This window comes from Corynebacterium sp. MSK297 (assembly GCF_030232885.1).
In the GTDB taxonomy this organism is placed as follows: domain Bacteria; phylum Actinomycetota; class Actinomycetes; order Mycobacteriales; family Mycobacteriaceae; genus Corynebacterium.
In genome coordinates this window covers 23,927-45,621 of sequence record NZ_JASPGD010000003.1, presented here as the reverse complement: position 1 = coordinate 45,621, position 21,695 = coordinate 23,927, and the positions used below count along the sequence as shown (strand labels likewise).

The following is a 21,695-nucleotide window of genomic DNA, read 5'->3' as shown; positions in this document are numbered from 1 at the left end:
ACCCACGCCATTGTGTGGCTGGTGCTGGCCACCGCGATGTTTGCCCAGCCTGTCGGGCTTATCGCCGCGGATACTAAACACGATCTCACGGCTGATCCCGCCGGTTTTCTGGCCGCGGCCACCCACGCCTGGACGGATGTCTTCCCGCTGGGGCAGCTGCAAAACCAGGCCTATGGCTACCTGTTCCCGCAGGGCCTGTTTTTCCTGCTTGCCGACGCCATCCCGGACTGGTTGCTTCCCGCCTGGGTGGCGCAACGGCTGTGGTGGACCATCGTCGCAGGGGTTGGTTTTTCCGGTTTTTATCGGCTCTGCCAGTGTGTTGTTCCTGGTTCTGGCCGCTCCACCACGGCGTCGGCAAGCATCCGCGCTTTTCAGATCATCGCTGCGCTGCTGTTTGCGCTGTCGCCGCGCACACTCACCACACTGACCGCAATTTCTTCCGAGGCCTGGCCGGTCATGCTCGCCCCCTGGGTGCTGGTGCCGCTGTTGCGCACAGACAAAATCACGGGCCGGGATATCGCCGCGGCCACCATCCCCATCGCGCTGATGGGGGCCGTCAACGCCACCGCAACGCTAGCCGCCTGCATCCCGGCTGGCCTGGTGATTCTGTGGCGTCGGCAAGGCTGGCTGCTGATCCCGGCCGCGGTCGCTGTGAGCGCCTGGTGGATCGGCCCGCTGCTGGTGTTGGGCAAGTATTCCCCACCGTTTACGGATTTTATCGAATCGTCCTATGTGACCACACGCTGGCTGAACCTACTGGAGATTCTGCGCGGCACCACTCACTGGACGCCGTTTGCCGATACTGAGCGCGAGGCCGGGTATTTGTTGGTCTCGCAGCCGGTGTTTGTGCTGGTTACGGTAGCGATTGCAGCGTGTGGTCTGGCGGGCTTGGCGTTGAGTGCTCAAGGCGCACAGGGCTCCACGCCTGGCACCCGCCTGCGCTACCACGGGCTGTGGTTGGTGATGCTGCTGGTCGGAATCACGATCCTGGCCGCGCCCTATGGGCAGTTGCTGGACAACGTCCTGGCTCCGCTGCGTAACCTGCACAAATTCGATCCCCTGGTGCGCATCCCGCTGCTGCTCGGCGTAGCGCACCTGGGCACTGTGCTGGAGATGCCGCGCCTTAAGCATCCGTTGACCCGGCGCGCGGCCGCAGGCCTGGGCGTGGCGGTGATCGCGCTGCTGTCGGTGGCTCCGGTGTGGTCGGGCCGGTTACTACCCACCGGTGCGTACCGCGAGGTGCCGGAATATTGGCGCCAGGCTGCGGATTTCCTCAATGACAACGTCGACACGCGTACCCTGCTGGTTCCAGAAACCTCGTTTGCCCGGCAGGAATGGGGTTGGACCCGCGATGAGCCCGCCCAGCCGTTGTTGGATGTGCCCTGGGCGGTACGTGATGCAGTGCCGCTGTTGCCGCCGGAGGCGATTCGTGGGCTGGATGGGGTGCTGGCCACGCTGGATCGCTCGGTGGATCCGTTGTTGCGTTTGGGAATCGGTGCGGTGCTGGTGCGCCATGATTTGGATTCTTCCGCCCAGAGGGAGCGTGCCGACGAGCTTGCCGACGCTTTAGACCGCGCTGTCGAAAACAGCCCCGCAAGTTCTGCTGTGCAGCGCCATGATTTCGGCGACCCAGATTCTGGTGGGGTTTCCGTCTTTGTCCTGGATGCACAGCGGGATATGCACATCGCGCATGATCCGGTCACGGTGGCCGGTGGCGGCGAGGCGCTGGCGGTGTTGGATGCTATCGATGGCCCGGCTCCGCGCCGGTTGGTGGACCATGCGGGTGCGGGGGCGGCAAAGGAAGGGTCTGATGCCGAGATCGTCACCGATACCCCACTGCTAGTCGATCGTAATTTCGGCACCCTGCAGGGAGCAGTCTCTGGCCCGCTGGCCAGCCCGGATGAGGCCACCACGAAGCACCCGAGTGTGGATTACCCGAGCGTCGCCACGCCGCTGCCGGTGCGTCCCCGCGGTGATGTGCAACTGCAGGCCTCATCTTCGGCCGCGGATGCCACCGCTTTTGGGGGCGCAGATCCGGCGCGCTCGATCAATGCGGCGGTCGATGGCACGGACCAAGCCTGGTGGCCAGCCCCGGGCGATCCCGGAACGTTGCAGCTCCGCAGCACCGACGGCACAGTCGACGCCCCGGAATTACATCTGACCACCACGGAGGATGCACGCCTGCGAGTACTGGCTTTTGCTGATGGGGGTTATGAGAATGCCGATGAGGGTGCTAATGACGTTCCTGAGGATGATAACGCGGGTACCAGCGACGAGCCGATCCGCACCATCACCGTGGAAACTGCAGCCGGCGAAGATACCCGCGTTGCTTTCCCGAATGATCTCCGTGCCAACCGCATAGAAGTCCAGCTCAACCCGGAAACCCGCACCGGGGTCTCCGATATCCACCTGGCTGGCCATGAGTTGTCGCGCCTGGTGCACGTGCCAGCTACCGCGAATGCTCGGCAGTTCGTCTTCCAACGCCTGGCGGTGGATACGGGTGTTGTACAGCGCAGTTTCGAGGTTCCGCGCACAATGCAGCTGGAGATCCGAACCGACGATGAGCAGCCGGTCACCATCGACGGCACGGAATATTCCGCAGGTGAAACGGTGGAACTATCCGGCACGCACACCATATCTACTGCGGCCGCGTGGGTCAGCCTGCGCGAGCCTGGCTTTGCCCCGACCGCGCGTTATGAGCCTGTCGATGGCCGCACGGTGCCGGGTGCTGCAGACGCTGAAGATGCTGTAGGCGAGGGCCGCCTGCTCGTCACCGGACGCGCGTTCAATGAGGGCTTACGCGGCGAGCTTGTCGACGCCTCCGGCACTGTCACCGAGCTGCAACCTACCAGCATTGATGCCGCTACCCAGGCGTTTGTGCTGCCCGCAGGCGCATCCGGACAGTTTCACATGAGTTTTGCCGGTGAGGCTACGTACCGCACGTCCTTATTTGTGGGTGCGGGGGTATCGCTGGTGACCTTAGCCGCGCTGGTGTTGTTCCCGCTCGCACGGCCGACGGCCAACACCCAATTCGCAACCGCGCGACGTCGGCACGCGCGACGCTTGCTAGCAACAAAACCCACACTGCCTGCCTGGGCATTCCCAGTGGCCGCCGTTGCGGTCTCGGGTGCGGTGGTGGGCCCAGCAGGGGCGGTCTCAGCAGCTGCGGCGTGGGCAATCACGCGCTGGACAACGATCCGACCGGTGGTTTTGGCACCAGCATTGCTGGGGATTTGCGGGTTGTGGTTGGCGCGCGCACCGTGGCCGGACGCGCATTATGCCGGTGATAGTTTGCTCGCGGCGTGTTTGGCTGCCGGTGCGGTGGCCTGCCTGAGCCAAAGCCGGGCTGGCTCTTCTACCAAGGTGTAGCTGATAGCCGCGACCGCTACAGAAAGCCCCAGGGTAAGTGCCAGAATGCTGACAAAACCGCCGCTAAACATCTCGATTCCTGCCAGCGGGAAGGCGATGGACAGCACCGCCACATGCCACAGGAACAGCGAATAAGACCAGCGTCCCACGGCTTGCACCGGTTGGCTCAGCAGCAGGCCAGATTGGGTAGGCCGCAGTGCATAAGGCACCACGATGCACGCCGCGAAGACAGTGCCCAGACTGATGCGGATGGCGAATTCCAGTGGGCTCGGATGCGTAAGGCCACGCGGGCTGATAGCTTCCCAGCTGGCCAGGAATAAACAAGCAGTGGCTAGCAGCCAAAACAGCGGTTTCATGCCCAGGATGCGTCGTACCAGGCCTGGTCGCTTGGCAATACCCGCCGATTCCGCCTCGGCAGCCAGCATGCCGACGACGAACCACAGCGTATAGGCCGGTGGCCAAATCTGCCGGTTCACACTCGCCGACCAACTAGCGCCATCGCTACCGTCGAAACCGGCCACAAACGGCAAAAAAGCCCAGCCCAAACTCGCGATCCCCACCGCGCACAGCAGGAGTACTCGCGTGCGGGCTTGCCAGCGCAGAAGCACCCAGGCGATCAATGGCAGGGTGAAATAAAAAGCAAACTCCACGCATAATGACCACAAATGTGTCAGTCCTGGTGCCAACCCATCGGGAATATAGATCTGCGTGGCGGTCAGGTTAGCGAGTAGTTGTTGCCAGCTCATGGTGCTAGCCGCTGGCAACGCCAACGCCACCACCGCAACGCAGACGAGGTAAGCGGGTAGTACGCGCGCGGCACGCTTGCGTAAAAAACCCGGGCCGATCGGCCTACGCCACAGCAAAAATGCGGAGAGCGCAAAAAACACGGCCACGAAATAATCAAAACGTTCCAGCACCACTGGCCCAGAAGCAGTCTGAAAATGCACGTGAGTGATCAGCACCCCGACGGCTGCAAGCGCACGAATACCTTCTAGGCAGTCAATACGCTGCGGAACCGATGCGGAGACACTGGTGGCGACCATGCGCTCAGGCTAGCAGGCAAGTCTTGCAGTTCGCGTGCTAACGACGGCTTATAAACCATCATCCACACTATGAGAAATAAAGCGTGAAGCGATAAATGTCGCACACCCGGCCAAACCTACTGCACATAATGCGTCAATTCCTCGTTCCTTTAGCGTCTGATTATATGCAATCGAGGTGGGGAGAATGGTGAGCATTAAGCAACTCGCGGAAATTAAAAAGAAGTGTAGGTTACTGCATATTGGGCTTCCACTTAGCTTGGGCCTCAGCGCTTAAGAAGTTAACGCCGCAGGTATACTGCTAGCACTATGTTCCGTCGTGTCACGTTAACGGTGGCCGCTGCTGCTCTCTCACTAGTGGTTGGCGCCGCCGCTCCGCCGCTGGTAATGGCCTTCCACGATTCTTGGCCAGAAGGCACCACGGTGCACACGCGCACCGAAGACGCGGAAACCCAGCTGTTAGACACGGCGGAATTCGCTGCAGCAACCAACAATGCCGGAGCTGGCAAGCCGCTTCCCCGCCCCGACGATTGCCCGGAAACGACACCAACTTTTTCGTGTTATATCAACACCACTACCACGCACGTCGACAGTGAAATCACGCTGCTGCGCACCACGCAGGATGCAGACGATCCGGCGCGCCGTTCCGAAATTACTGCACGCCACACGCTGCTTGCCGACGATGGCGCCAACGCGCGCCCCCTCGGTCATGCGGATAACGACGTGACCATCAACCGCGAATCCGCCATTGGCATCCCAGACCCTACCTCGCGCGTGCGGTTTTATGATGACGGTAGAACCGACAACACAGACACCCCCGTCGTCGACACGGGCCTGTTTGCCCGCCCAGGCATCTACTATGCCTTCGAACCGGATACACAGAAGCGTTCCTATAATTTCTTCGATCTTTTCACCCAAGAACCACTGCCCATCGACTTCGCCGACACCATCGAGCAGGGCGAGGATGAAGAAGGTGCTGCCACCGCGGAGTTTTACGAATACCGCCACACCATTACGGCCCATCCGCTGCACAATTCCTTGCTGCGCGCGTATTCGCAGCCGCAGGATTTGCTCAGCCCACCCACCCCGGTCTCGGCACTGTCACCGAAAATCCTCGACGAGCCAGCCACGAAGCTTTTCGACGCCATGGAGATCACCGGCCCCGCCACAGATTTTTATACCGCCGACGAGCTTGCCAACGAGCGCGTCACCGGCGATCTTTCCGCCGCCGATACCGTGACCATGCGCCCCTATTATTCTGTGGACCGCTTGGTGTGGGTAGAACCGATCACTGGGCAGATCGTCAACCGCGATGAACACTACGAGGTCTTTCTCGCTGCCGATGGCACCCCGGCGCAGTCAGCCCCGGAGCGCACCGTGTTGTCCACGCACGCGAAACATGATTCCGCTTCCCGCAACGAAGCACAAGACCTGGCCAGCAAGACAATGCGCGTGGTGGAACGTTGGGAGGCCATTGGTTTTCTGGCCACTGCCCTCGGCATCGCTTTGCTGGCAGCTGCGGTGTGGATGATCTGGCGCCACCGGCACAGCCAGAAGCGCGCCCACGCTAACCACCCCGGCACCGACCACGCCAACACCGACCACTCCGACACCGGCCACCCCGGCACCAATCCCAACGCCAGCAACCCCAGCGCCAGCTAGCACATGAACGCACGCCTGCTGATCCTCGGGTTGTGGGCCAGCCTGCTGGTTGGCGCTCTCACCTGGCCGTTTTTCGCAGCTGGCGAACTAGCCTGGCGAGATATGCTCGTGCTGGATTCACCAGCCCTGTCGCCGTCGGCCTTCGGTTTAGGGGATCTGCCCGCGCGCAATGCCCCACAAGATGGCGTGCTGGCGATCCTCGGGGTGTTGTTTCCGGCCTCGTGGATAGTCCGGGTCTTGCTCATCAGTGGCGCGGCAGCCGCTGCGTATGCCGGGGCGCTCCTGGCACACGAGCGTTCTGCATCGCTGCCCGCGCAGCTGACGGCAATGACCATCGCGGTGGCCAATCCGTTCGTCGTCGAGCGCTTATTGCAAGGCCAGTGGTCGTTGGTGCTGGCAGCCTGGTTGCTGCCGGTCATCGTCGCCCTGCGCACCCGTCTGGTCTGGGTGTTGGTGGCGGTGCTGCTGTCCTCGCTCACGCCCACCGGCGCACTGTTTGCCACGCTCACTGCGTTATTCGTCGTGCGTGACTGGCGTTCGCGCGTGCTCACGCTGGTGGTCGCGGGCTTGGCCAGCCTGCCGTGGCTGGTGCCATCGTTGCAGGATATCCCGCATGCGGCCACGAGTAGTTATTTTGCCTTTGGCCCGCGGGCAGAAACCTACGTCGGCACGCTGGGTTCGCTGCTGGGCTTGGGGGGAATATGGAATGGGCAGGCGGTTCCGGCGTCGAGGTCGGCAGGGTTTGCGATTTTCGGGGTGGTGTTGTTTGCCGTGCTGTGGCTGGGCCGTCGCGCGGTGCCGCGTGCGGTGCTGGCGTTGGCGGTGCTGGGTCTCGCGGGCGCGTTGGTGGGATGGCTGGCCCCGGAGCTGTTGTCTGCGGTTGATCCGGGCGTGTTGCGGGATTCGCAGAAGCTGGTGATGTTGGCGATTCCCGCGTATTGCTGCGCCGCCGCTGGCGTGCCGCGGTTGTGGGCATATCTGGCTCTTCTGTGTGCTGTGCTGCAGGTCATCGATGCTCCTGCGGAGGTCTCGGTGCTAGCCCCGCGGGAGGTCACCGCCGGGTTGGACCAGGATTTATTGCAGCGTGCCGACGGCCGCACGGTGTTTTTGCCGGATGCCCCGACGGTGGTTTCTGCGCCGGGTTGGGTGAGCATCAACCCGTATACGAAGGCCTTGCCGGTGGTCTATTCCGGTCAGTTAGAGGTCGACGGCGCGCTCGTCGACAAGCCATCGCGACGCTATATCCTGGCGCAACAGGCATGGGAGGCTGGCGATCACGAGCGCCTGCGCAACTTGGGCATTGGCGTGGTCTATGCCGATGGTGTGATCACGGAAACGGGTGCTGGGCCAGAACCGGTGCCGTGGGGGTGGCACGCTGGTTGGTTTGTCGCCTGGTTGCTGGTGTTGTGGTGGCAGCTGCGAAACCGATCAGCACGGAAAACTCGCAAGGCGAGGAAACCTTACAAGGCGCAGAAAACTCGTAAGGCGGAGAAAACTCGCAGGTGAAAGCGCTGAAGTTGCCTGAATTCTTCCCGGTTTTGTGTTCTGACGATCTACTGTTAGACTTAGTTCTCGCTGGAGGATTCGACTAGCGGCCTATGTCACACGCCTGGAACGCGTGCGGGTTTCACGACCCTCGTGGGTTCAAATCCCACATCCTCCGCCATGTGAAGTCTCGAGACATCGTTCCTATTTCGGTGTCTCGAGATTTTTCTTTTTCACACCGCAGCCCGGATCTAAGCGGTGGGTTATGCGGAAAATCCTCCAAGATTTCGTCCGCATCCCCAAAAGTGTGTCCGGCCGGGGCATCGACCAAGAATATGGTCCCGTTTTACAAATAGTGAACGAAAAAGGCCACTTTCAGGGGGCTTATTTGTAAAAGAGACCCCAAAACAGGATCACCGGCGTAAAACGGTGACCGTGACAATCGGAGGGCGAAGGCAGCGTAGCCACCACCTTGATTAATCGGATATTCGACGAGTCCGCTCGCCCATCGGCATAAACGGGTCGATCACCAAGATGAGTTGGCACTTTCCATTGGTCGGGTTCACCCCGATCCACGATGGCCCGAGATTTCCGGCAGACTGTGCGACTAGCTTGGCGTAGACCTCGGGGTAAATGCCCTCGACGTATCCGCGCGGTAGAGCGTGGAGACGGTGTTGCCGTCTTTATCTTTGCGCCACACAACCCGAACACAGGCGTGCGTGCCCCTAAATCGTCGGCAATTTTGTAATCAAAGTTTCCCGAATATAAATCTGCGCCCATACATGAACCCTGATATCGTTGCCCTGCCCCATAGAAACGGGTCACTTCACAAAGATATTTTAGACAAATGAAACGCCTTCAACCGTCCCCTAAGACTGGAAGATAGCCAACATGCCCGCGGTATACATCCGAGTATGAGGTTATGCTGGTTCGTTCAGCGGGCTACGCACAAGATGAAGAGCCTGTCTTTTACTACCGCTTCACGGTCCGAAACGGAATCGCTGACGCACCGCAATACCCCCAGACGAGAGCCTGAACCGAGGAGTAGTCCACCCCAATGACAGCTTTTAACCTTCTGCGAAACAATGCTGGACTGATCAGCTTGGGAATCCTCCTATCATTGTTGTCTACCGCGGTTACTCTTCTTCAACCCGCACTTGTTGGCCAGTTGATATCCGGAGTGAGTAGCGGCGAGTTTCAGCAACCACTGATACTCCTACTGTTAACTATTCTGGGAACCTCCGTTTTGACCGCCGCTACAATGTACGTGGTATCCATCGCAGCGGATCGAACAGTCCGCGACATGCGTAAGAAGATCACGAAGCACCTTCTCTACCTGCAGATGGGGGAGTTTGAGAAAGGGGGGTCGGGCAGCTTCACCACACGGGTAACGTCGGACACCTCCATCGTTAGCACAGCTTTCTCTTCTACCCTTACTGATTTCGTGGGTGGTGTCACCGTCATCATCGGTGCACTCATTTATATGGCTGTGGTGGACTGGAAATTACTCTTGGTCGTAGTTGCAGTGCTGCTGATAGCCCTAGTGATAATTCTAGCTATTTCAAGTTCCCTACAGAATCTCTCGTCGAAAGTTCAGGACCACCTTGCAGCGCTCGGAGAAATCTTACAGTCAGCGCTATCAACAATTCGGACTATCAAGGCCTTCCGAGTCGAGACAAAGGTCATTGGCAACTTGTCCACCGAGATTGACCACGCCTACCGGAACCGGCGAAAGATGAGCTTCGTCGAAGCTGTTCTTGACCCCTTGAGCACTGTGGCTTCCTACATCGCACTTCTCGCGGTCGTCACGTTCGGATCCATTAGGTTAAACAACGGTGATTTGTCGGGAGAGGCACTTACCATCTTCGTTACCGCACTATTCCTAATGCTCGCCCCCATCGTGCAGGTGTCTCAGTCCCTCGGAGCCTTCTTTGAGGCTAGAGGGGCACTGGGCAGAATTAACCAGCTCTTCGATCTCGAAGTTGAAGATTCAGTCGGACACGATTCGCTTCCAGAGCTTTGGCCCACTCCCCCAGGATCCATCGAGTTCGAGTCGGCATCGTTCAGCCGAGAGGGCCAAACCATCTTAGATAGCGCAACTGTAACAGTTCGGCCAGGTGAGAAAGTGGCACTCACAGGAGCTTCTGGTGCGGGAAAAACCACAATATTCAGTCTTCTACTGAAATTCTATGACCCCTCGGCCGGCCACATCCGTGTCGGAGGGCGGGATCTTAGTGACTGGAACAGAAAAGATCTTCGCACTGTTGTCACCTACGTCGAGCAGGAACCTGACTTGCTTCCGGGAACACTCAGAGAAAACCTTACTCTAGGGACAGAAAACAGTTTCGATGACAAAATTCTTTGCACATTGCTGAATCAGTTCGGACTGGGAAACTTCGCCAGCGCCGACGGCCTAGACCGATTAGTAGGATCCGGCAATAGCGGATTGTCCGGAGGAGAGCGACAGCGAGTTGCCATCATCCGTGCCATCCTTCAAAAATCGCCGGTCATCCTTGTAGATGAGCCGACATCCGCTCTCGATTCAGTATCAGCAGAGTTGTCAATGAACAAGCTCTTGGAGACTGATTCCACAGTCATCTTTACCTCCCACGATGCAAACATCGTGAATCTGGCAGAACGAATTCTAGTGGTCACCGACGGGAGAATCGTCGAAAGTACGCCGAACAGCAGGAAGCCTTCAGATGCGTAAACATGTTCTTGTCACCGGCGCGACCTGCCCCCCAGGACTGGTTGTGCCTTTTTTACAAAAAGTGAACGAAAAAGGCCGCTTTCAGGTGGCCTATTTGTAAAAGAGACCCCAAAAACAGGATCACCTGCGATTCGATCGGAGTCTAAGGCTTCGGCTCTCATCAGCGCCGCGACGGGGCCAAGTTCACTCGATTAGCCCCGAGGTGGCGGAGCCATCCCCAGCGCAACGTCCACGAAATCATCGAGTTTTTGTTGGTCTTCGCCACGCAGCAAGATCGCCAACATCCGCATTAGGCCGTGGGCTACTTCTTGCTGCTCACTTTGGGAATACTCACTCTGCCCAGCGAGCTCTGCTCCATTGACGCCCACACCCTCAACGCCTGCACCCTTGACATCCTCACCCTTGGGCGGGCAGAGCGCATCCACCCCGGCTTGGTAATTACCTTTGCGTAATTGTTGGAACACGCTAATTGCTTCCAGCCAGGCGCATTCTTTGTCGACTGCTTGTGACATCGCAGGCTCCTTCCTTGCAAGTGGAATTAGTTCACGCAAACTTTGTTAGACTTCATGCTACTGAACTTAATTGTTCATCATATCTATTAATTAATTGTCAGCAAGCCTACTACGCACAAAGAAAGGATGTTGCGCATGAACAACCCAGCAACTGACAACACCCAAGCAGCCCCCACCCAAGCAACGCCCACACAGAAAGCGTCGGCAAGCAAGAAAAAGCAGATCACGGTGCTGGTCGGCAGCCTGCGCGGCGGATCATTCGCGCGCAAAATCGCCAAGCAAGCCATCGAATTACTGCCGGAAGACTGCACCGGCACCATCGTCGAAATTGGGCACCTGCCGTTGTACAACTTCGACTACGACGACCCAGAAGTCACCGATGTGCAGACCCCAGACTCCTACACCGAATTCCGTGAAACCATCAAGGCCTCCGACGGAATCTTGTTCGTGACCTCGGAAAACAACCGCACCATCCCCGCCTGCCTGAAAAACGCCATCGACATCGGCTCCAAACCAAACTCAGATGTCGCCTGGAAACACCTCCCGGCCGGCATCATCAGCCACTCCGTCGGGCGCATGGGCGGCTACAGCTCGCAGAAAAACCTGCGCCTGGCGCTCTCCTACTTCGACATGCCCACCCCAGGCCAGCCAGAGGTCTTCCTGGGACAATCACCGAGCTTGCTTGACGACGCCGGCGCGTTCAACAACGACAAAACCCGCGACTTCGTCGCTGACTACCTGCGGCGCTTCGCCGAACTCATGCGCTAGGCACGCGCCAGGGGTCTAGGCACGCGCCACGGCTCTAGCGCCATCGCTCTAGACTGGCAGCATGAGCCTCATGCGGGATAAATCTTTGTGGCGCCAAGTACTGGTGCAAACACCTCTGCTGGTGCTGCTGGCACTCGCAGACGTTGATTTCGATCCCGGTCTTACTCCCCGTCCCCCGGCCGCGCTTACCGCAGCTATCACCACGGTGCTCTGGGTGGGTTTGTTGTGGCAACGCCGCCGCCCGGAGCCAGCGCTGATGCTATTGGCGGCAACACTGACCGTACTGGCGGTTGCCACCAATGGGTTTTCGTTGCTGGGCTATGCGGTGGTCTGTTGGCAAGCATTTTTCATCGCCGCCAACCTGCCGGTGCGCCGCAAACTCTGGGTGACGTTTCTGCTGCTCGGCGCCGTCGGCACGCTGGTGCTGTCCACGGTGCGCAGCTATTTTTTCCTATACCAGATTCTCGGGCTGGATAGCACCCTTGGCCTGCAACAGTTTTTCGTTTTGTATTCCGCGCTCATCTTCATCACCCTCCTTTCCATCGCGCTGTGTTGGCAATTGGGGCTGCGTAGCCGCCGTCGACGCCTGCGCTTAGAAGAACTCCACGCCCGCGCGGAACTCGCCGCAGTCACCGAGCGCACCCGCATCGCCCGCGAGATGCACGATATCGTCGCCCACTCGCTCACCGCGGTTATCGCGCAGGCCGACGGCGGGCGCTACGCCGCGCGCCATAACCCCGAGGCCGCACTGCAGGCTTTAACCACCATTTCGCACACCGGCCGGGACGCATTGACGCAAATGCGCCAGTTGCTCAGTGTTTTGCGTGACGACGACACCCGCGAGACATCCTCGTCGCCGGGTCTGGAACGCATCGAAGAATTGTTGCACGAGGCCCGGCGCGGCGGCGTGCATATCGATTGGCACGAGACCGGCACCCGTCGGCAGTTGGACCCTGCCCGTGGATTGACGGTGTATCGCATCGTGCAGGAGGCACTGACTAACATCATGAAGCATGCCGGGCCCACCGACGCGCGCCTGGAAGTCGACTGGTCTGCGGCTTCGTCGGTGCGTGTGAGCGTCGACAATGCTCCAGGAACCGGTGTGTATGAGGCCGCGGATTCTACAGGTCGTGGTTTGCAGGGCATGCGTGAGCGCGCCCGTATCCATGGTGGCACCGCGCGCTGGGGCAACTCGCAGTATTATGAAGGCGGTTTCAATGTCACGGTGGAGATTCCAACATGAGCGGCCAAAGGATGAACATGGACACGACGCGCCCCATCACAGTCGGGCTTGCCGACGATCAGCTGCTGGTGCGCACCGGTTTTGCCATGGTGCTGGATTCGCAGGACGACATCACGGTGGCCTGGCAAGCCGACAACGGCACGGTGGCTATTAACCAGGCAGCGAATGATCCGGTGGACGTGGTGTTGATGGATATTCAAATGCCAGATACCGATGGCATCACCGCAACCCGTGAAATTTTAAAAATTCACCCCGATACGCGCATTATCGTCTTGACGACGTTTGAAAACGACGATTATATTGTCGGCGCAATCGAAGCCGGAGCCAGCGGATACCTGCTCAAAGACAGCGAACCGGAAGATCTGCTGCAGGCAGTGCGTACCGTGGATGAATCCACCGCGATCATCTCTCCGAAAGCCACCGCACGTCTTCTGCGCAGCATGCGCTCTGGCAACGCTGGGGGCGCGGCCAGTGTGGGCGTCGACAAGCAGCACCGCTCCAGCGACAACTCTGCAAGCGACAACGCTACAACAGAACCGCTTACCCCGCGCGAGACGGAGATCCTGCAGTTGATGGCCCGTGGGCTGTCGAACCAAGAAATTTCGCAGGAGCTGTTCGTCTCCATGCCGACGGTGAAAACGCACGTAACCCACATTTTGCGGAAAACCAACTCGCGCGACCGGGTGCACGCGGTGCTCTATGCCGTGCATCATGGGCTGGGCTGAACCGCAACCTCATACTGCGGTATGAGGCACGAATTTCCACCCGCAGCACTATATACACCGCCGTCGCCTGCTGCCATACTGGTGGCATGATCACAGTTGAACAACTAACCAAAAAGTATGGTGCGAAAACCGCCATCAAAGATTTGACGTTCCAGGTCCCCGACGGGGCGGTCACGGGCTTTTTGGGCCCCAACGGTTCCGGTAAGTCGACGTCTATGCGCTGCATCCTCGGGTTGGATAAGCCCAGCAGCGGGCAGGCCTTTGTGGATGGCACGGAATTTTCCCGGGTGCGCAACAAACCCGCGCAGGTCGGCGCTTTGCTGGAAGCCACCTGGTTTAACCCGGGCCGCAGCGGGCGCGCGCACCTGCGGGTGCTGGCCTACGGCGCGGGAATCTCTGCTGCCCGTGTCGACGAATGCCTGGAAATCGTGGGCCTTTCCGATGCCGCAAACAAGAAGATCGGTGGATACTCGCTGGGCATGAAACAACGCCTCGGTTTGGCCGGCGCACTGTTGGGTGATCCAAAGCACCTGATCCTCGACGAGCCAGTCAACGGCCTGGACCCAGAAGGGGTGAGCTGGATGCGGCACACCATCCGCCACCTGGCTAGTGAAGGCCGCGCGGTGCTGGTTTCCTCGCACTTGCTTTCCGAAATGGAGCAGACCGCCGACCGCCTAGTGGTGATTGGTCGCGGTGAAATGATCGGCGAATACAGCATGGAGGAATTCCTGCGCGGCGGCACCAAAGTAGTGGTGGAAGCTGGTGGCGACGACGTCGACAAGCTCACGCAGCGTTTGCAATCAGCCGGGTTGGACGTGTCGACGCGGGATGCTGGCGTGTTGGCGCTGGAGGTTCCGGAAAATACGGAGGAAATTGAAATCCGCCGGCTCGTCGGCAAGCTGTCTGCCGAACACCAAATCCCAATTATTGGTCTGCGCACCGAATCGCAGAACCTGGAGCAGCGTTTCTTGACTGCTACCGCCGATGCCCAAGAATATTCCACCCGGAAAGGCGCTTAAACCATGAATGTAGTCCGCTCAGAAATTGCAAAACTAACGAGTCTGCGCAGCACGTGGGTCTACGCGATCCTGCTGGTGGGTTCGATTGTTGGACCCGTCGTGTTGATGGGGCTGTTCGCCTCGGATGCGACGACGGATTTTTATTGGAATGACCTGCTGATTGCCGGGGACCTGTTTCAGATGCTCGCGATTATCTATGCTGCGGCATCGACCTCACGCGATCTGGCGCACGGCATGCACGGGCAGGCATTTTTGACCCAACCGCAACGTTGGAACTGGTTAGCGGCAAAAATGCTGGTCACCGGGGTGTTTGTGCTGGTGTTGCTGGCGGTTTCTATCGGGATATCGCTCGTGGTCGCGCCAGTTTTTGGTTTGCACCTAGATTCCAGTGAAGCCACCAGCATCCTGTGGGCTGTGCTCATTGGTTACCCGTTGTATGCCGTGGCTGCGGTTGGTTTGGCCGCGCTGGTGCGTTCGCAGATCGCGGCGGTCGGGCTACCGATCGTCTGGATGCTGATCGTCGAGCAACTGCTGGCCTCTGCCGCGATGATCTACGAATTCCTACGCCCAGTCGCCCAACTGCTGCCTAACACCACCTTTGGCTCGTTGACCACCGGTTTTGCTTTCTACGACTACATCCACACTGGATGGGCTGGTGCCGCAGTGCTTATTGGCTGGCTAGTCGTGCTGTGTGGGTTAGGCTTTCTCGCCAACCAGAAGCGCGATGTGAAGTAGGGGGTGTGAAATAAAGGTGCAGAACCGTCGGATAGATTCACTGTCTACCCGCGCCGCCGGTGCACATAGAGCACGCCACCGAAAAACACCCAGCACCAGTGCGCAATAAGCAAGAGTAGCATTGGGGTGCCGACGATCATCCAGGCGTTATGGCCGCTGGCATTGGTCAGTTGATTCAAACCCGAGACCACCGTTCCAACCGGGAATACGCAGGACCACCAGGTGGGGTTATATGCCATGGAATTGCGGAATACTTGCGGCCAGTGTTTCGAAGCCGCGATGAGCAGTACCGGTATACCGATCACCATGATCACCACACCGGATACGTAGGCAAAATGATCCCAGGGTGCGCTGCGCCCCAGCAACTGCGCCCCGGCTGTGGTCTGGCCAATCACGCCCAGGGGAATCCAATAAATGGTGGTGAAGTTCAGCGGCATTTTTAATTTCTGTCGGGCCAGGCCGATATACACCGCTACCAGCACCGGAACCGCTGTAATCAGCGGCATCAACAGCCCCACCACGCCAATGGCATGCACAAGAAACGATAGTGTGCCGTTACCACCGGTATCGGTGAGGTGCTGGGAAAGTGTTCCCGCCGGGGCTCCGGCCACCGCAGGCGCAAGCAGCGGTAACGCCCAGGTGAAGTTCGCCGCCGAATACTGTGCAGACGGCAAATAAACCAGGTACCGGACAGTCACCACGAAAGCGAGCACAGTGCCGAAAAGCCAGTAGACGGTGTGCAACCACCACCAGCCAAGAACCGCGGAGGTAGCCATCGACAGCGAAAGCACCCCCATGGCGGTCATCGCCCAGGCCGGGAGGTGTTCTGCCACAAATGGTGGGTTATGGTGTCGAACAAACCCGACAATCACCCAAGCCAGCAGAACCGTCGCAACGAAATACCAGGCCACAGCCGCTGCGTGACCGACGCCGCTAGCTCCCCAGTAGGATTCGACGCCCAGTGCGAGCGCCGCCGTACCCATCACTGACGCCGCCCACCCGGGGCCAGCGGGCGGCAGGCTCAGTGCAGCGCGTTTCGGCCGTGGCGCGGGCGGTTCATGGTGCAAGTGCGGCGTTGTAGTCACCTAGCCCATCCTAGACGCGACCTACATCACAGCAACGTCGAGGCCCGATTTTCATCAACCATTGTTTAAGCCGGTCACAGTGCTATTGTTTTGTCAATCAGATGATTGAGCTAGGCAAAACTCAACGATAAGGACCACCATGCCGCGACCGAAAACCAGGCAACAGGGGCGCATGCAGTCCGGGGAGCAGCTGCGCGTTCTTGCCGACGTCGCCACGCCATTTTTCGCTGCCGAGTTGCTCATGAACCTCGCGCTGACGGTCCCGCACGCGATTTTGACGCCGCTGCTGCTGGACAAGGGATTAAGCCTGCCGCAGATCCTACTGGTCCAGGCCGGTTTTAGCGTCGCGGTATTGCTTTTCGAATTCCCCTCGGGCTCCATCGCAGACATGATCAGCCGCCGCACGCTGTATTTTATTTCCCGGCTGGTGTTCTGCATATTCTTCCTGCTGGTGATTTTCGGGCATGGCTTTCCGTTGATGCTGCTGGCCTGGATCATTTATGGCTTGGCGACGGCCTTAGAATCCGGCACCCTGGATGCTGCGCTGATCAACAATGCGAAAAACCGGCAGGGCCCAGCAGGCACGGTGGATGGTCTAGCAGGCACTGTGGGTGGTCCGGCAGGCACGGTGGGTGCGCCGGATCATGTTGAATCACGCATTTCCTGGTTGGTGCGCAAGGAAGGGCAAAGTGCGTACCTCGGCATGATGATCGGCAGCACCATCGGCGCGCTGCTGTATTTGTCGGTAGGCGCGAATATTTATTTCATTTCTGTTGGAGCCACGGTGATTTCCGTCGTCACGATCGCGTTGTTCTTCCGGATCCCGGAGCAGCACAAGGTGGCAACCGTCGGCGGGAATGAATCCGCAGCAAGCATCGGCGAGAATGAAGCCGGGGCGAGCGTCGACAAGCGTGATGCCACACGGATTGGCGGTGCACGCAGGTTGTGGCAGGAGCTGAGATCACACGCGCGTGCGACCGTGGAGGAGATGCGGGATTCGGCGGCGTTGCGACAGTTTTTGCTGCTTGCGGTGGTCGCGCAGGCGTTTTTACAGTTGCATTTTCAATTGTGGCAGGCCGTCGGTTTGGAAAAGGGCTTCGCGGAGTCGCACCTGCTGTTTTTATATTTGCTGTTTATTGGGATGGCGTTTGGGGCGTCTTTTATTCGCCCGGAGGTGCTGTTCCGGCGCCGCGGGCTAGTGGTTGCCGCCGTGGTGGCGTTCCCGGTGTTGGCGTGGCTGTCCTATCTTGTCGACGGCTGGGTGTACCTGGTGTTTTACGGGGCGCTGGCGTTTTTACTGATCGTTTTTGCCAACTATTCCGCCTTCGGGGTGCGGCGGGCGTCGTCAGTCGAACGCATCGGCGCAGTGACCTCGCTGGTTGGCGTCGTCGGGCGTATCGGGGCGATCGGGGTATTGGCTGTGGCCTCGGTGTTTGTGAATTTTTATAGCGCGGCGGCGGTGGCTTCCGGCGGGTTCGTGGTGCTGGTCGTGTTGGGGCTGGGATGGGTTGGTCTGCGGCGGGTTGCTCTGCGACGGTGGCAAGCAGAGCAAAGGTAATTAGTCTACCGGCCCGGGCGGATCGAACTAGCCGCGCCGCTGCTGAACATACCGCACACCACCGAAAAACGCCCAGCACCAGTGCGCAATGAGCAGCAACAACAGCACATTACCGATACCAATCCACACGACTTGCCCGCTGGCGTTATTCATTTGGTTAAGACCCGAGACCACAGTTCCCAACGGGAACACGTAAGACCACCAGGTCGGGTTATACGCCATGGAATTGCGGAGGGCTCGGGGCCAGTGGTTGGTGGCCGCAATAATCGCTACGGGAATGCCGATCACCATGGTGACCACACCAAACCCGTAGGCAATACTGCCCCACGGTTCGCTGCGCCCCAACAACTGCGCCGCGGCCGTAGCCTGACCAACCAACCCGAGCGGGATCCAATAAATAGTGGTGAAATTCAGCGGTATTTTTAGTTTCTGTCGGGCCAGGCCGATATACACCGCCACCAGTAGCGGCACCGCTGTAATCAGCACCAGCAACAAACCGGCCGCGCCGATAGCGTGCACAAGAAACGATAGTGTGCCGCTACCACCGACATCGGTGATGTGCCGGGCGAGCATTCCCGCCGACGCCGCGTTCACCACCGGCGCGAGCAACGGCAATGACCACGTAAAATTCACCGAAGAATACTCAGCCCTGGGCAAATGCACTAGGTGGGACAGGTAACGAATCGAAACCACGAAAGCCAGCACCGTGCCGATTGCCCAGTAGACAGTATGTAACCACCACCAGCCGAGCACCACAGACGTCGCCATCGACAACGCAAGAATCCCCATCGCCGTCATCGCCCACGCCGGAAGGTGTTCGGGCACAAACTGCGGGTTGCGGTGCCGCACAAAACCCGCGATGACCCACACCAGCATGGCTGTCGCGATGAAATACCACGCCACCGCGGCGGGGTGCCCGGCACCGCTGGCACCCCAGTAGATGTCTACGACCTGCGCGAGCGAGGCACTTCCCATCACTGCAGCAGCCCATGCGGGCCCGGCTGGTGGCACGGGCATCGTTGATTTTTGCTGCGGGGCACGTGCCGTTTTCGCTTTGGGTGGCTCATGGTGCAGGTGCGGCGATTCAGTCACCTGCTTCATTGTAGGAACACAGAGATTGCAAACATAAAAGCACCAGCGTACAATTTTCTGTACAGGTAAATGAGAGAGTGAGGTGCCCATGAAAACCATGTCTTATTCCGATTCACGAGCACGCTATGCTGAGATGCTTGATACCGTGACTGATGATCGTGAAGAAGTCATCATTACACGCGCAGGACATGAGCCGGTAGTGGTCGTCTCCCTTGATGATTATGAATCATTAAAAGAAACCGCATACTTACTCAAAAGCCCGGCTAATGCTCGCCGACTACTAGCCTCAATTGAACAGCTCGAAAATGGCGAAGGTATTCAACGGGATTTACTCGAATGAAACTAGTCTGGACTGAATCAGCCTGGGAGGATTACACCTGGTGGCAGACTGAAGACCGGAAGGTGCTCAAACGCATCAACAGATTAATCAAAGAGATTCAACGAAATGGAAACTCCGGTATCGGCAAACCAGAACCACTCAAACACGGATTTCAAGGCTATTGGTCTCGGAGAATCACAGATGAGCACCGGCTAGTTTATAAAATTTTCGGCGATGAACTTCGCATTGCGTCCTGCAGATACCACTATGGGCGTTAAGACCCGCTAGAGTTTCCAGACTTCGCGCCACCAGCGTCATCAGCGCCGCCAGTGTCACCAGCGTCGTCAGTGTCGTCAGTGTCGTCAGCGTCTTCATCAGCCACCGCAACCTGCTCGGCTATCCCACGAGCAGCACGTGCAGTCGCTTCGTACGGCTCTACGTCTTCCAAGTACTCGCCGGTCTCGTAATCGTATTCAATGGCGCGCCCCTGCTCGTCGGTGCGCGTGTACCAACCAACATTCTCGGTGGCATGCGAATCCCAGTTACCACCAGCAGAATAATCGCTATCCGGTGGGCATTCCTCAATCGACAACGCAAAGTTGTCGCCGTATTTCGACACGCCTTGTTTTACCGAATTCGCAACCAAGCGGTCGCCATAAATCCGGCGCACGGTAAATGGGTCATTCCGCAGCTCTTTAAACAATGCCACTGACATCAAAATCAAAATGAACGCGAACGGCAACGCCGTAACCACCACCAGGTTCTGCATACCGCGTAGCGCGTCCTGTCCGCCCGAAAGCAAAATCACCACGGCGATACCAGCCATACATAAAACCCAGAACGTCGTAATCCACGGGTTCGGGTTAGGGTTACCTTTTTGCGATAGCTGCGAGTTCACCAATGACGCCGAATCTGCCGTCGTCACGAAGAAAATAATCAGCACCACGATGATGATCGGCGCAATAATGTGCGCGCCCGGCAACTGGTCTAGCACCACAAAGAAAATCTCTTCTGGTGCCGGCATCGAATCTGCCGTGCCATCAGGCGCGATCGAATGATCACGGTTTTGCAGCCAAATCGTCGTACCACCCAGCACAGCAAACGCCGTCATGATGATGGTCGACGGAATAAACAACACACCCAGCACAAACTGGCGGATGGTGCGCCCGCGCGAAATCTTGGCGACGAACACCCCGACGAATGGCGCCCAGGAAATCCACCACGCCCAGTAGAACGTGGTCCACGCAGACAAGAACGCCTGCATCTCTTCGCCTTCGCCCATGTGCGCGGACATCGCATCACCAAACGATGCGAAATACTCGATCATCACCGCTGGCAATGCGTTCATCAAAAACGCGGTCGGGCCAACGACAAAGAAAAACACCGCGATGCCGATCGAGAGCACCAAGTTGATATTCGACAACACCCGGATGCCTTTAGCCACGCCGGAGACCGCCGAGGCGATCGTCGCGATGGTCAGCACCATGATGATGATCAGCGCCACCGTATTGCCCGCCGTCGACCAGCCAGAAACCACTTCGAAACCGCTGGCGATCTGCAAAGATCCAATACCCAATGTGGCGGCGGTACCGAATAGCGTGGCAATGATCGCCAAACCATCAATAATGCGCGCTGGCAGCGAATCCGTCGACCTATTTCCCAGCAGCGGCAACATGATCGAGCTCATCAGCGGTACGCGGCCGCGTCGGAAAGAAACATAGGCGACACACAAGCCGACGATTCCGTAAATCGCCCAGGCACTCGCGCCCCAGTGCAGCGTCGACTGCACCATTGCACCCTTGATTGCTTCTTCGCTGGCGGCCTCATACGCGCCCGGCCGTGGGGATAAATAGTGGCTGAGCGGCTCATACGGCCCGAAGAAAATAATTCCGATGCCAATACCAGCCGCAAACAGCATCGCCGCCCAGGACAACGTGGAATACTCCGGCTTCTCATCGTCCAGCCCCAGCGGGATGCGGCCGTATTTGGAGAACGCGAGCACCAGCAGGATGAAGAACAGCACCACGGCAATCATGGTGAACACCCAGCCCAGGTTGGTCATGATCCAATCCAGTGCCATCGAGGAGACATCAAAAACCTGCTCCGGCGCCAGCACGCCCCACAGGATGAACGCCACAACCAAGCCGCCCACCACTGTGAGCATGGGCTTATCGACGCGATAGCGGATCTTTTGATCCTCCACGGACACGCCCGGCACCATCGCGGGGTGAATATTGTGCGGGTAGGTTACTTCGCGCAGGATGCGTTTGGCTTTCCTGCCCGCACCTTCGGCATCATTGTCCGCCATCGCCGCTCTCCTTGTAACTGTTCTTCAATTCTGGGGTGTGTTCTCTTTACTGTTTTTGCTGTTTT

17 protein-coding genes and 1 tRNA gene are annotated in these 21,695 nt (G+C 58.7%); 13 read left to right on the top strand and 5 right to left on the bottom strand.

The window, feature by feature from the left end; all coding sequences use genetic code 11:
• The first annotated feature begins 36 nt into the window (after positions 1-36).
• Positions 37-3,369: an alpha-(1->3)-arabinofuranosyltransferase domain-containing protein gene (locus tag QP888_RS03875; RefSeq protein WP_502869116.1), complete on the top strand. Its 3,333-nt coding sequence runs from the start codon at positions 37-39 to the stop codon at positions 3,367-3,369.
• On the opposite strand, the gene QP888_RS03870 is transcribed toward QP888_RS03875, so the two are convergent.
• The gene (locus QP888_RS03870; protein WP_284812208.1) at positions 3,276-4,412 is read right to left on the bottom strand and encodes an acyltransferase family protein; all 1,137 of its coding nucleotides are present in this window, start codon (positions 4,410-4,412) and stop codon (positions 3,276-3,278) included. The two genes, QP888_RS03875 and QP888_RS03870, sit on opposite strands and share 94 nt — an antisense overlap.
• 306 nt (positions 4,413-4,718) lie before the next feature.
• On the opposite strand from QP888_RS03870, the gene QP888_RS03865 reads away from it, so the two are divergent.
• From QP888_RS03865 to QP888_RS03850, 4 genes are all read left to right on the top strand, one after another.
• A complete protein-coding gene (locus QP888_RS03865; protein WP_284812207.1) occupies positions 4,719-6,071 on the top strand; it encodes a porin PorA family protein in 1,353 nt (450 codons plus the stop codon).
• Between the two features lie 3 nt (positions 6,072-6,074).
• Positions 6,075-7,577 carry an MmpA family trehalose lipid delivery protein gene (locus QP888_RS03860; protein ID WP_284812206.1) on the top strand — a complete coding sequence of 501 codons (1,503 nt, stop codon included), beginning with the start codon at positions 6,075-6,077 and terminating at the stop codon, positions 7,575-7,577.
• A gap of 71 nt (positions 7,578-7,648) precedes the next feature.
• Positions 7,649-7,737, top strand: a tRNA-Ser gene (locus QP888_RS03855).
• Positions 7,738-8,613: 876 nt separating this feature from the next.
• Positions 8,614-10,266, top strand: a complete 1,653-nt coding sequence (locus tag QP888_RS03850) for an ABC transporter ATP-binding protein (protein WP_284812205.1) — start codon at positions 8,614-8,616, stop codon at positions 10,264-10,266.
• A gap of 191 nt (positions 10,267-10,457) precedes the next feature.
• On the opposite strand, the gene QP888_RS03845 is transcribed toward QP888_RS03850, so the two are convergent.
• On the bottom strand, positions 10,458-10,778 hold the full coding sequence (locus QP888_RS03845) for a hypothetical protein (RefSeq protein ID WP_284812204.1): 321 nt from the start codon (positions 10,776-10,778) through the stop codon (positions 10,458-10,460).
• Between the two features lie 126 nt (positions 10,779-10,904).
• Here QP888_RS03845 and QP888_RS03840 point away from each other — a divergent pair, with 126 nt between their 5' ends.
• The 5 genes from QP888_RS03840 to QP888_RS03820 all read left to right on the top strand — a co-directional run bounded on the left by QP888_RS03840 (position 10,905) and on the right by QP888_RS03820 (position 15,268).
• Positions 10,905-11,546, top strand: coding sequence for an NADPH-dependent FMN reductase (locus QP888_RS03840; protein ID WP_284812203.1), 642 nt, complete (start codon positions 10,905-10,907; stop codon positions 11,544-11,546).
• Between the two features lie 61 nt (positions 11,547-11,607).
• Positions 11,608-12,789, top strand: coding sequence for a sensor histidine kinase (locus QP888_RS03835; protein WP_284812202.1), 1,182 nt, complete (start codon positions 11,608-11,610; stop codon positions 12,787-12,789).
• 17 nt (positions 12,790-12,806) lie between these two features.
• Positions 12,807-13,514, top strand: a complete 708-nt coding sequence (locus tag QP888_RS03830; protein WP_284812201.1) for a response regulator — start codon at positions 12,807-12,809, stop codon at positions 13,512-13,514.
• 86 nt (positions 13,515-13,600) lie between these two features.
• Positions 13,601-14,533, top strand: coding sequence for an ABC transporter ATP-binding protein (locus QP888_RS03825; protein WP_284812200.1), 933 nt, complete (start codon positions 13,601-13,603; stop codon positions 14,531-14,533).
• 3 nt (positions 14,534-14,536) lie between these two features.
• Positions 14,537-15,268 (top strand): DUF2705 family protein, encoded by a 732-nt coding sequence (locus QP888_RS03820; RefSeq protein WP_284812199.1) that lies wholly within the window; start codon positions 14,537-14,539, stop codon positions 15,266-15,268.
• Positions 15,269-15,312: 44 nt separating this feature from the next.
• Here QP888_RS03820 and QP888_RS03815 read toward each other — a convergent pair whose 3' ends face one another.
• Entirely contained in the window at positions 15,313-16,353 is a 1,041-nt protein-coding gene (locus QP888_RS03815) for an SLAC1 family transporter (RefSeq protein WP_284812198.1), read from the bottom strand.
• Between the two features lie 139 nt (positions 16,354-16,492).
• On the opposite strand from QP888_RS03815, the gene QP888_RS03810 reads away from it, so the two are divergent.
• Positions 16,493-17,911, top strand: a complete 1,419-nt coding sequence (locus QP888_RS03810; protein ID WP_284812197.1) for an MFS transporter — start codon at positions 16,493-16,495, stop codon at positions 17,909-17,911.
• Positions 17,912-17,938: 27 nt separating this feature from the next.
• Here the strand turns inward: QP888_RS03810 and QP888_RS03805 are convergent, their stop codons facing one another.
• Positions 17,939-19,012, bottom strand: coding sequence for an SLAC1 family transporter (locus QP888_RS03805; protein ID WP_284812196.1), 1,074 nt, complete (start codon positions 19,010-19,012; stop codon positions 17,939-17,941).
• Positions 19,013-19,091: 79 nt separating this feature from the next.
• On the opposite strand from QP888_RS03805, the gene QP888_RS03800 reads away from it, so the two are divergent.
• Both QP888_RS03800 and QP888_RS03795 read left to right on the top strand, forming a co-directional pair.
• Positions 19,092-19,343 (top strand): type II toxin-antitoxin system Phd/YefM family antitoxin, encoded by a 252-nt coding sequence (locus QP888_RS03800; RefSeq protein ID WP_027017393.1) that lies wholly within the window; start codon positions 19,092-19,094, stop codon positions 19,341-19,343.
• Positions 19,340-19,600 (top strand): Txe/YoeB family addiction module toxin, encoded by a 261-nt coding sequence (locus tag QP888_RS03795; protein WP_284571365.1) that lies wholly within the window; start codon positions 19,340-19,342, stop codon positions 19,598-19,600. Before QP888_RS03800 ends, QP888_RS03795 begins: the two co-directional genes overlap by 4 nt.
• Here the strand turns inward: QP888_RS03795 and QP888_RS03790 are convergent.
• Positions 19,597-21,630: a BCCT family transporter gene (locus QP888_RS03790; protein ID WP_284812195.1), complete on the bottom strand. Its 2,034-nt coding sequence runs from the start codon at positions 21,628-21,630 to the stop codon at positions 19,597-19,599. The genes QP888_RS03795 and QP888_RS03790 overlap by 4 nt on opposite strands.
• Positions 21,631-21,695 lie beyond the last annotated feature (65 nt).